Raw genomic sequence first — 10,610 nt, forward strand, 5'->3', positions numbered from 1 at the left:
TGCGGCGGGTTTTGCATATCTAGATCTGGCGATCGATCGAACGTTGGCGGGAGAGTTTGAGGCGATCGTCACGGCTCCGATCGCCAAATCGGCATGGTTGGCAGCGGGACACCATTTTCCCGGTCAAACGGAATTACTCGCGCTCAAGGCGCAGGTAGACCGCTTTGGGATGATGTTTGTCGGTGTCTCTCCCCATACTGGTTGGACGTTGAGAGCGTTGTTGGCGACGACACATATCCCGGTGAGTGAGGTGTCGCAAGCGTTGACACCAGAGCTGCTGAGTTTGAAGTTGGGGTTGTTGGTGGAGTGTTTGCGAGTAGATTTTGGACTAAAATCGGGGACGATCGCGATCGCGGGGCTAAATCCGCATAGTGGTGAGGGTGGACAGTTGGGGCGAGAGGAGGTGGAGTGGATGGATCGGTGGTTGGAGGGTGAGCGGGAGGTTTATCCAGAGTATCGGTTGTTGGGATTATTACCGCCGGATACGATGTGGGTGAAGCCGGGACAGGCTTGGTTTGGGACGCACCCTCAGCCGCAAGCTGCGGATGGTTATTTGGCTCTATATCACGATCAGGGGTTAATCCCGGTGAAGTTGATGGCGTTCGATCGAGCGATTAATACGACGATCGGTTTACCATTTGTCAGGACTTCGCCGGATCATGGGACGGCGTTTGATATTGCGGGGTTGGGGGTGGCGGATGCGCGGAGTATGGGGGCGGCGATCGATCTGGCGGTGGAGTTGGTGGAAAGGCGATCTTTGAATGGTGCTGGCTCTGGATAATTGCTTGCTTAATTTCACTGCTTGTCACAAGCGATGCGCTATCTGTGGGGTTTCCCGAGGGTTTGGCGAAAAGTGTGTTAGCTACAAATCGATCGGTGCCGCAGCGCGAATCTGAATATCAGCTACAAATCGATCAGCGCCGCAGAGCGAATCTGAATATTCAGGTGGGAATGAATGTATTGGCGTAAGATCCGCTCGATGCGTCGCCACGCACCCGCCAGATCCAGATCCGAAATCGTATCGAGGGAGAATTTATCGATCGCGACATCTAACCTGTCGAGATTAGGATCGGATAAGTGCTGCAATAAGAGCAAATCCAATGCTGTGAGCCGATGAGTAACAGTCACACTCGGATCTTCAGCAGCAGCAGCGATCGCCACAGTACTACCAGATTCGATACTAAACCCAATTTGCCAGCCGAGCGTCGTAAAATTTGGCTCGATCGGCGCTCTGGTAATGCAACAATCATATACCTGCGGTGCGATCCCATCGAGTGCCAGCAGGTGAAAAATTCCCTGACACAAAAGAGCGATCGATCCGGTATTATCGCCCTGTTCTAAGTCATTGAGTCGGCCCAAATGGAGGATCGATAATTGATATAATTCTGATTGCGGTCGATCGCTTAATGCTTGCGCCAGCACGATTTCAGCGAGGTATTGACTGGCGGCAAGTTTCCCCAAATCGCCAATCAGTCGTCCATAAGACATCGTCGTCTGAGCTTGCGTCACTCGATCGAGCGAGCGACCTTTGGCGATTAATAAATCATTGACCATAAATAACGCACTCCGTCCGCCCATCCCCGATTTGGACTTGCGTGCGCCCGGAACGACCGCTCTAATCAAACCATGTTCGGGGGTCAAAATAGTTACCAATCGATCGTTCTCACCGATGGGCATAGCTTTGAGATTGATTCCTGTCGCTTTATATGTACCGCTCATGAACTGGGTGCTGCTGACAAACCTTATTTACTATAGACTTTTAAAGTACAGAACTTAGCGGTAAATGAGTCAATTGCTGCCCACACCAACGATAAACCAGTGACCCAGAAACAAAATTTCCTCCGAAATATTTGGTACTATGCGCTACCCGGAATCCAGCTCAAACCAGGTCGGATGTTTGCCAAACAATTGCTCGGCGAACCCATCGTCTTCGGACGTACTCATGCTGGGGAAGTATTTGCGCTGCGAGATATCTGTCCCCACCGGGCGATCCCGTTGAGTTGTGGGCGATTTGACGGAGCGCAGATCGAGTGTGCTTACCACGGCTGGCGATTCGACCAGCAGGGACAATGTACGGTGATTCCGGCTCTGAGTGATGACCAGGACTTAGATTTAAGTAATTTCCAGGTGCGGAGATATCCCGTGCAGGAAGTGCAGGGGAATATCTGGATTTATATGTCCGACTCAGAACGTGGGGAGACGGAGCCAACCCATCCCGTCCCAGTGGTCGCAGGCTTTGAAGATCGGGCGTATCAATCGACATTTACGATGAACTTTCCCTGTTTTATCGACCATGCCGTAGTGGGGCTAATGGACCCCGCTCACGTTCCGTTCGTACATCGATCGTGGTGGTGGCGATCGGATGCTATCCTTTCAGAGGAAGTTAAAGCTTTCGATCCTTCGCCTTATGGATTTACGATGCGCCGTCATCGCTTGGAACGGCAAACATTTTTCTATCGGTTGCTCGGTGGCGATGCGGAAGTCGAGATTTCCTTCCAATTACCTGGGGTGAGAGTCGAGCAAATTATTACCAATACCAATCGGGTGGCAAATCTCACGGTCATTACCCCAATATCCGAAACCGAGACTGAAGTCACAACGATGTTCTATACTTCGATCGGATGGTTCAAACCGCTGTTGCCACTGATCCAACCATTTATCAATACTTTCCTCGGTCAAGATCGGGATATGGTCGTCAAGCAACAGATCGGACTCCGGCACGATCCTCCCTTGATGCTGATCAAAGATGCCGATACTCAAGCTCAATGGTACTACCGACTGCGATCGGAATTTATCAAAGCTAATGCAGAACAGCGCGAATTCACCAATCCCGTCAAGTCCCAGATCCTGCGCTGGCGGAGTTAGATATCTCGAATAGAATCTTGACGAGCGAACGTGCCTTGAGAGCCAATGTAGACGGCGGGAAGTGTCTTGTCTCCCTAGACCGTCGGGAAACCCGACGAGCGGGAGCCGCTGCCTACCGTCTAATTAATAAATTCACATTCATCTCCAGCCGCTCTCCTGAATCGATAGTCGATCTGTCGATTTAAGTCTGGTCGCGACGATCTGAGCCAGAACCTTCGCTGGAGATCGAACTCGAACCCATGAGCATGTCTTCTAGTTCCATCCGTTGTTCCATTTGGCGGAGGAAGTAGCCAGTCATCATCGCCGAACCTAGCAGGTTTGCCAAGTTGTCGCGATCTGTGGTGACTTGGACGCTGAAGCCTTCACTCGGCAACATCCCCAGTAAACCTTGAATATTGTGAGTGATAATATCTTTTACCTGGGGCGTTGTGGCCTTAGCAATTTGCGCTAAGACTTCTGGGGATTGATGTTGAAGATATTTCAGTAATTGATTTACTTGAGCATCTTCAGATTTGCGTTCCAGAAAATCAGGATTAAATGCCATTATGACTATTATTGATGGAGCGAGGTGATGGTCGATCGATCTTCAGCGGTTCTGCGTTTGCAGAGGCTAAATCGACTGCTCGATACAACTATCATACTGTGTTATCGAGTGGTTAGCAGCGATCGAATCCCTGCTGTTAGTATGCCCTGAGAACGGTTATCCGCATTCACTAGCTCAAAATTTTCAGATCGAGCAGAGATGGGTAAGCGGCTAATTAGATGTGACTCAGACAGGTTGAGTAGTGAAATCCACCCCGTCAGGATTAGCTGTTGTGAGGGGATTTGGTAACTCGCTCTCGTCAGTTGCTGCGATTGGTGAGAGTGGTTCCAGCTCGCTCTCATCGGTTGATGAGATCTGAGCGGCGGCTACTTGCAAAGCTGCTAAGTCGTTAATTTCATAGGTACGGTGAAACTTATCAGTGACTTGAATTAGTGAGGAACGACTGCCCGATTGACGACGTTTGCGAACAAAGCCTACTTCTACTAATTCTTGGACATGTTGATAGGCACCACTACCGCGTAATTCTACCAGATCTGTTTGGGAAATAGAGCCTTTAATCGCGATCGCGGCTAGAGTTCGCAGCGCACCCGTCCCGATTTCTGCGGGAATCATCTTATCGATCAAAGCTTGGAACGAGCCGCGCAACTGAAGCGTATAACCCTGCGGGGTTTCGACGACTTCGAGCGCACTATCGCGATGGGCATAATCATCCATCAACTCCATCATCGCCGTTTCCGCCGCATCGCGATCGCACCCCGCACATTCAGCAATAAATGCTAAATCTAGGGCTTGTCCCTTGAGGTACAAGATGGCTTCGATTTGACTGGCGAGACGAAACATTCTTTAGGGGATAGGGAATAGGGGAAGGGGGAGAGAGAATAGGCTTTAGGCTTTAGGTTTTAGGTTTTAGTAGTAAGCATTTTGTAGGGTGGGCACTGCCCACCATCTACGATCGATGCAATGTTTAAGGAATATTTTAGGCTGGAATCGATCGCTATCGATGTTTTAAACAATTGATTATGACGTCATCAAACTCGATCGAGTCCAGTCATCCGAACAAACTCAATCTTACTCTATTAGCACCAACTCATCGTTAGTATCTAATCCCATTTCTTCTAGAGATTGCCAACCGGGTTTCCATTGGCTGGTATCTTTCATCGCTTGGGCATTGATCCAAAATCTGATACTAGGATCGCAGGATGAGACCATTTCGGCAAATATCCACTTACCATCGTGTTTGCGATTGACGACTTGAAAATGTCGCCAGCCCCACATTTTCTGGGTAGCCGTCCATTTTGAGCCGAGTAAATGTGGATATTTCTGTTTTTTTGCCATGACTCCCAACTAAATTTACGCGGACTCGGCTGAGTGAGGGGTAATTTCGCGCAGATGAATGATATCTTGACGCGAATCGACTAAAGCAACTTGTACCTGGATCTGTTCGCCCGCCGCTATCCAGCGATTGAACTTCATCGCTAACTCAATCCCCAATTCTTCGATCATAATCAGCGCCAGACTCTCATCTTCCCGCAACCACCGCAAGAAGATCGCGTCCCATTCGCGATCGCCCGATCGATTGAGGTATTCTAAAGTCCAGTAGCGATTGGTTTGACGTTCGACCATAATCGCTTCATAGATATTGGTACCCAATGCCAGCATGATTTCCTGCAACCGTTCGACCGTAAATGGTAACTCATCGCCGCGCAGGTGCGCTTTGATTTGATAGTGCGCCAGTAAGTCTGTATAGCGGCGGATGGGGGATGTGACTTGTGAATAGGTGTTTAAACCCAAGCTAGCGTGTCGAGATGGGGTGGTTGCCATTTCACTCCGAGGCATACAGCGCCGGATGGCACAGGAGCGTGCAGGGCCGACTGGAATGAGGATCAGTTCTTCTTCGGGTGGGAGTTCGGGCTGGGGTTGTCCGCGATAGGGTAAGGGAATCGAGTTATCTTGCCCGTATTTAGCCGCGACTTCACCGGCTAAGATCATCATTTCGGCTACCAAGCGGCGGGCGCGATTGTCTTCGATCAAATCGATCGAGACTTCATCGCCGTTAACCTTAATGGTAGACTCGGGCATATTGATATTAATCGACCCTTGGGAGGTGCGCCACTGGTTGCGAAGTTTGGCAGCTTTGGCAAGGGATTCGACTTCCATCTCGCCGGGAATTCGCAACTGCAACATCTCCTCGACATCTTCATAAGTCAGTCGATAGGTCGGCTCGATCGTACTCGGAGTTATCTCATATTCGCTCGCTGCGCCATTGTCATCGAGGATCACCCCAAAACTTAAGGCACAGCATTTTTTCCCCTGTCTGAGGCTCATTGGGCCAGTAGCCAGGTCGGGCGGAAACATCGGAATCATCCCCGTGGGGAGATAAATAGTGACCGATCTTTTCCGCGCTTCGAGATCGAATTCATCCCCAGGATATAATAATCGCGTCGGATCGGCGATGTGTACCCACAGCTTTTGACGACCATCTGGCAACATTTCCACACTCAAGCCATCATCGATTTCCTGAGTACTTTCATCATCGATCGTATAGACTTTCAGATGGGTAAGATCGCGGCGGTGGGCTGCGTCGAGATCGACAGGTGGATTAGTTAATAATTCATGCGCCACTGTTTGCATCTTGTGTGAGAAGTGAACTGGAGTCTGAGCGCGACGCAGATGGATATTTTCATGGATGCTCCACCAACCCAGTTCGACTAGGAGCGCGAATACCGATGACTGAGATTGGGTGCGGTTGAGAGCTGTGAGGTATTCACCCAGTTTTTGCGGTGGTAGATCTGGGTTGAGAACGTACTTCTCTAGGACTTCGAGCCGCTGCTTGTCAGTCTCTTCCCACTCTACAGGCGTCCCGGCTAATTGCTGTCGCACCCGATCGATAAATCCCTGCTGTTCCCGCTCTTTTTGCCCTTTGATGGTGGCTTGATGCTGGAGTTCGGTAACTTGAGTGCGACTGCGCGGTTCGTACTTGTCTTCTTTCTTGTTCTTAAAATAAATCTTGTCTTCTGAGAGCAAGACGTGAGCCGCATAACAAAGTGCTGGTGTCCGATCGGAATATAGTAAATCTGCCAAAGTGGGCGGATCGACTATTTCCCCATCTGCTACCAACATTTCCCAAGCTACTTCTAAACTCTCAGGATCGATATTTGGGGCAACTTCAGCTAAAAAACCATCGATTTGGGCGGGCTTGCTGTAGCTAATCCCAGCTACTTCATAAGTAACATCGCGGGGATGTAACGTATGTGGTTGTGTCCGAGCATCGATCGCGATCCAGTGTTTTTTTCCTTCTGGACGGTCGGCTATTGCTAGACGGCGGTCTCCATTGTGCCAAAATTCAACTAGAGTTCCCTTCTCCACCCCTATTTCTTCCTTTGTAACGGTGCGTCGTTACGTGTTATGTGGTTGTCATCGATTTCGGCTGGACTCTGGCGAATCCTCAAGGCTGCCCGATCGATAAAAATATGCTTTTTTTCTAGTTTACGGTGAATTGACGATCGTGGCTAGGAGACTAGGAATGTGAAGATATGAAGTTTGCTGGAAACTTGAAGCCACTAGCAACCCTCATTCCTCATTCCTGACTGGTTAGCCTTCGACGTTGATAAATGGCATCAACGCGATTTGGCGCGAGCGCTTAATCGAGAGGGTCATATCTCTTTGTTGCTTGGCGGTTAAACCAGTAATTCTCCGAGGTAGGATCTTGCCACGTTCGGTGACAAACTTCCGTAGTAAGTCTACGTCTTTGTAATCGATCGGATCTCCAGGTTTGATCGGCGATAACCGTTTGCGAAAATAAGCCATGTGTTTTTAGTGGTTAGTGAATAGTGGATAGTGAATCGTTATGGCTCGATGGGGATGGATCGGTTCGGCAATATCAAGAGCAGTAGCAAAAGGTGAAAATTTGTTTACCCATTACCTATTACCCATTACCCATTACCCTCTCCCCTTCGATCGAGATAACTAGCCACCGTTATTTGATCTCTTTATGTGTCGTGTGCTTGTTGCAGTAGCGACAGAACTTGCTCAATTCCAACCGGGCGGTAGTGTTCCGGCGGTTTTTCATTGTAGTGTAACGGGAGACACCGGGCGAACGTTTCGCAAGATTGCTACGACACTCGGTGCATTCCAATGTGATGATAATACGAACGCCCTTTTTGGCTGCCATACTCTTTACAGACCCAACATGGGAATAAAATAGACACAGCCTATGATTATCTCATGAGTCCGACTCGATCGGCAACTGGGTAGCGATTTACTAGTCGCTAAAATAGGGAAAGTAGTAGCAAGCGATCGAGATGCACACGTAAGCCTGTAAATATTGCTATAACTAGTAACTGACAGTATTTGTAGAATCGGCGATCGGGTGCTATTGGCGATACTTTCTCACTTTACCTCAAATGAATATCTCCACGATCGACATTCAGACGACACTATATCAACTCGAACACTTTGCCGATCGACTCGTGACCGAGCAACTAACGCAGATTACCTGGGTATCTGTGGCGACGATTTTCTCAGCAGGCTTACTGACGAGTCTGACCCCTTGTACTCTATCGATGCTACCGATTACGATCGGCTACATCGGTGGCTATGAATACAAAAGTCGTTGGCAAGCCGCGCTGCAATCGACATTTTTCTGTGGGGGAATAGCGACTACCCTAGCGGGATTGGGAATTTTTGCGGCGGTAGTCGGGAAGGTCTACGGTCAAATTGGCTTGGGATTGCCGATCTTTGTCAGCGTGGTGGCAATTTTGATGGGATTAAATCTGCTGGAAGCTCTACCCTTTCAACTCCCCGACTTTGGCGGGATGGACTGGATTCCCAAAGATTTACCAAATGGTGCGCGCTCTTATTTACTAGGTGTCACCTTTGGATTGGTTGCTTCGCCTTGCAGCACGCCAGTTTTGGCAAGCTTACTTGCTTGGGTCGCTAGTACGGGTAATATCTGGTTGGGTGCGGTACTCCTCCTAGCATACACGGCTGGTTATGTGGCACCATTGATCTTAGCGGGGACGTTTACGGCGGTCATCAAAAAGTTATTAGAAGTACGTAAATGGTCTGGTTGGATTACCCCGACTAGTGGTGTGTTGTTGATTGGGTTTGGGGTGTTTTCACTATTGACTAGAATTCCAAGTTTTTAATGGTCGATCGGCATTTTTAAGAATATGGATATACACATTTGTACGGTGGGCACTGCCCATCATCTAAATTTTATACCCAATCGATTCGATAGATAGGCATAAAAGTATCCGCATTTTATATTATTAAAATTTCCCAGGCTGTTAAATTGTAAGTCATAAGTAGGGTGGGCACTGCCCACCATCTAAATTTAAGGTGCGATCGACTCGACAGATATGCAGATAAATATCCTTATTTTAGATTATTGAAATTTTGCAAATTAGTAGATAGTGGGCATTCTCCAAACAAAACAATTGTTATCAGTAATAGCTAAGATCCAGTTGGTGGGCACTGCCCACCCTACGAACTACAAATACTGCTTTATTCACTAAAGCCTAACAGCTAAAACCTCACCCCTAATTTACAGATGGCGATCGAATCTAACGTAACTTCAGACAACTTCTGGCAAATACCCCAACAGTGGTGGCGTAAAAAAATCGTTCCAGTAATTGCCAATCTCAAATTCGCGATCGCGCTAGTACTGATTATCGCAGTCTTAAGTATTACCGGGACAGTCATCGAACAGGGCGAAACGCCAGCATTTTATCAAGCTAACTATCCCGAACATCCAGCTTTGTTTGGCTTTCTGAGTTGGAAAGTAATTCAAGTTATCGGTTTAGACCACGTATATCGAACTTGGTGGTATTTAGGATTATTAGTACTGTTCGGCATTAGCCTGATGACTTGTACCTTTACCACCCAACTACCGATGCTCAAATCGGCACGGAAGTGGAAATTTTATGATAATCCTAAATTCTTCCAGAGATTGGCGCTGAGCGCAGAAATCGACGATCGCAATTTAGATGAACTTTCAGCACAGTTACAAACTCAAAAATACAAGATCTTTACCGAAGGTGATAAACTTTATGCTCGTAAAGGATTAATCGGTAAGATCGGGCCGATTGTCGTCCATATCGGGATGATTTTGACACTTCTCGGCGGTGTCTGGGGAGCGATGACAGGATTTATCGCGCAGGAGATGGTACCCAGTGGTGAAACATTCCAAGTCAAAAATATCCTCGATGCGGGGCCATTAGCACGCAATCAAATCCCCAAAGATTGGTCGGTTAAAGTCAATCGCTTCTGGATTGAATATACCCCTGCTGGCACGATCGATCAGTTTTATTCCGACCTATCAGTGATCGATAATACCAGCAAAAAAGAACTCGATCGCCAAACAATTCACGTCAACAAACCCTTGAAATATGAGGGCGTTTATTATTACCAAACCGACTGGTCGATTTCCGGCGTGAAAGTCAGAATTAATAATAGCCCGATCTTTAGACTCCCGATGGCACAATTAGGGGAAGGCGTCCAAAATCGCATTTGGGGAACGTGGATTCCCACCAAGCCAGATCTGAGCGAAGGTGTCTCGCTGCTAGCCAAGGACTTACAGGGCACATTATTGGTTTACGATACCAAAGGACAACTAGTATCTAGCGTCCGCGCTGGCAGCTCACTAGAGGTCAATGGAGTTACGCTCAAAGTCCTCGAAGTGATTGGTGGTACTGGCTTACAGATTAAAGCCGATCCCGGAATTCCGATCGTCTATTTAGGCTTTGGCTTATTGATGGCAGGCGTAGTCATGAGCTACTTCTCTCATTCCCAAATCTGGGCAGTAACTAAAGAGGGCAAATTGTACCTAGGTGGGCGCACAAATCGCGCTCAGGTGGTGTTCGAGCGGGAAACGATCGCGATTATCGAAAAGCTCCAAGACGCGCCTACAGTCAACGTTATGAGCGATGTCCAGGTGCCGACAGTAGTCAGCTAATTTGGGGCTGGTAATGCTAGATATTTACAGCGAAGCAGCGGCCATAACTAATGTTAAATTAACTTAACCTAGATCTGCTCTAATCCTGATTGTCAAAGGCGTGCGCCTGTGTTAACTTAGTTTTAGGTAGTAAATTACCCGCTGTCTAGTACAGCTATCCAATTATTATATTAGGAGGTGGTGCCCATGATCGAGAGTAGTACACGTCTGGGTCTCGAAACTGGAGTTAGCCGGCTGAGTGCTGGG

12 protein-coding genes are annotated in these 10,610 nt (G+C 48.2%); 5 read left to right on the top strand and 7 right to left on the bottom strand.

Annotated features, from left to right (window positions below):
• A partial coding sequence (gene pdxA / locus RMO52_RS21620; RefSeq protein ID WP_310418444.1) for a 4-hydroxythreonine-4-phosphate dehydrogenase PdxA occupies positions 1 to 781 on the top strand: 781 nt, incomplete at its 5' end.
• A 122-nt stretch (positions 782 to 903) separates the two neighbouring features.
• Here the strand turns inward: pdxA and recO are convergent.
• Positions 904 to 1,719 carry a DNA repair protein RecO gene (recO, locus tag RMO52_RS21625; protein ID WP_309740149.1) on the bottom strand — a complete coding sequence of 272 codons (816 nt, stop codon included), beginning with the start codon at positions 1,717 to 1,719 and terminating at the stop codon, positions 904 to 906.
• Positions 1,720 to 1,818: 99 nt separating this feature from the next.
• Between recO and RMO52_RS21630 the strand changes: the two genes are divergently transcribed.
• On the top strand, positions 1,819 to 2,865 hold the full coding sequence (locus tag RMO52_RS21630; RefSeq protein WP_310418446.1) for an aromatic ring-hydroxylating dioxygenase subunit alpha: 1,047 nt from the start codon (positions 1,819 to 1,821) through the stop codon (positions 2,863 to 2,865).
• 17 nt (positions 2,866 to 2,882) lie between these two features.
• Positions 2,883 to 3,050, top strand: coding sequence for a hypothetical protein (locus RMO52_RS21635; protein ID WP_309740144.1), 168 nt, complete (start codon positions 2,883 to 2,885; stop codon positions 3,048 to 3,050).
• Here the strand turns inward: RMO52_RS21635 and RMO52_RS21640 are convergent.
• From RMO52_RS21640 to rpmG, 6 genes are all read right to left on the bottom strand, one after another.
• A complete protein-coding gene (locus RMO52_RS21640) occupies positions 3,047 to 3,409 on the bottom strand; it encodes a DUF760 domain-containing protein (protein WP_310418448.1) in 363 nt (120 codons plus the stop codon). The genes RMO52_RS21635 and RMO52_RS21640 overlap by 4 nt on opposite strands.
• A 225-nt stretch (positions 3,410 to 3,634) precedes the next feature.
• Entirely contained in the window at positions 3,635 to 4,249 is a 615-nt protein-coding gene (gene scpB / locus RMO52_RS21645) for an SMC-Scp complex subunit ScpB (protein ID WP_310418450.1), read from the bottom strand.
• Between the two features lie 228 nt (positions 4,250 to 4,477).
• Positions 4,478 to 4,744 carry a TIGR02450 family Trp-rich protein gene (locus RMO52_RS21650; protein ID WP_310418452.1) on the bottom strand — a complete coding sequence of 89 codons (267 nt, stop codon included), beginning with the start codon at positions 4,742 to 4,744 and terminating at the stop codon, positions 4,478 to 4,480.
• Between the two features lie 15 nt (positions 4,745 to 4,759).
• Complete coding sequence (locus RMO52_RS21655) at positions 4,760 to 6,775, bottom strand: ribonuclease R (RefSeq protein ID WP_309742141.1); 2,016 nt, start codon at positions 6,773 to 6,775, stop codon at positions 4,760 to 4,762.
• A 225-nt stretch (positions 6,776 to 7,000) separates the two neighbouring features.
• Complete coding sequence (gene rpsR / locus RMO52_RS21660) at positions 7,001 to 7,216, bottom strand: 30S ribosomal protein S18 (RefSeq protein WP_309742142.1); 216 nt, start codon at positions 7,214 to 7,216, stop codon at positions 7,001 to 7,003.
• Between the two features lie 169 nt (positions 7,217 to 7,385).
• Positions 7,386 to 7,580, bottom strand: a complete 195-nt coding sequence (gene rpmG / locus RMO52_RS21665) for a 50S ribosomal protein L33 (RefSeq protein ID WP_309736890.1) — start codon at positions 7,578 to 7,580, stop codon at positions 7,386 to 7,388.
• 232 nt (positions 7,581 to 7,812) lie between these two features.
• Between rpmG and RMO52_RS21670 the strand changes: the two genes are divergently transcribed.
• Together RMO52_RS21670 and RMO52_RS21675 are read left to right on the top strand one after the other, a co-directional pair.
• On the top strand, positions 7,813 to 8,556 hold the full coding sequence (locus tag RMO52_RS21670) for a cytochrome c biogenesis protein CcdA (protein WP_310418455.1): 744 nt from the start codon (positions 7,813 to 7,815) through the stop codon (positions 8,554 to 8,556).
• Positions 8,557 to 8,960: 404 nt separating this feature from the next.
• Positions 8,961 to 10,364 carry a cytochrome c biogenesis protein gene (locus RMO52_RS21675; protein WP_309742352.1) on the top strand — a complete coding sequence of 468 codons (1,404 nt, stop codon included), beginning with the start codon at positions 8,961 to 8,963 and terminating at the stop codon, positions 10,362 to 10,364.
• Positions 10,365 to 10,610 lie beyond the last annotated feature (246 nt).

The sequence above is a fragment of the Chamaesiphon sp. OTE_8_metabat_110 genome (assembly GCF_031382685.1).
Taxonomy (GTDB): Bacteria; Cyanobacteriota; Cyanobacteriia; order Cyanobacteriales; family Chamaesiphonaceae; genus Chamaesiphon.

Coding starts and splice junctions, on each gene's coding strand:
- recO (WP_309740149.1), bottom strand. CDS start 1,719: ATGAGCGGTACATATAAAGCGACAGGAATCAATCTCAAAGCTATGCCC.
- RMO52_RS21640 (WP_310418448.1), bottom strand. CDS start 3,409: ATGGCATTTAATCCTGATTTTCTGGAACGCAAATCTGAAGATGCTCAA.
- scpB (WP_310418450.1), bottom strand. CDS start 4,249: ATGTTTCGTCTCGCCAGTCAAATCGAAGCCATCTTGTACCTCAAGGGA.
- RMO52_RS21650 (WP_310418452.1), bottom strand. CDS start 4,744: ATGGCAAAAAAACAGAAATATCCACATTTACTCGGCTCAAAATGGACG.
- rpsR (WP_309742142.1), bottom strand. CDS start 7,216: ATGGCTTATTTTCGCAAACGGTTATCGCCGATCAAACCTGGAGATCCG.
- rpmG (WP_309736890.1), bottom strand. CDS start 7,580: ATGGCAGCCAAAAAGGGCGTTCGTATTATCATCACATTGGAATGCACC.
- RMO52_RS21670 (WP_310418455.1), top strand. CDS start 7,813: ATGAATATCTCCACGATCGACATTCAGACGACACTATATCAACTCGAA.
- RMO52_RS21675 (WP_309742352.1), top strand. CDS start 8,961: ATGGCGATCGAATCTAACGTAACTTCAGACAACTTCTGGCAAATACCC.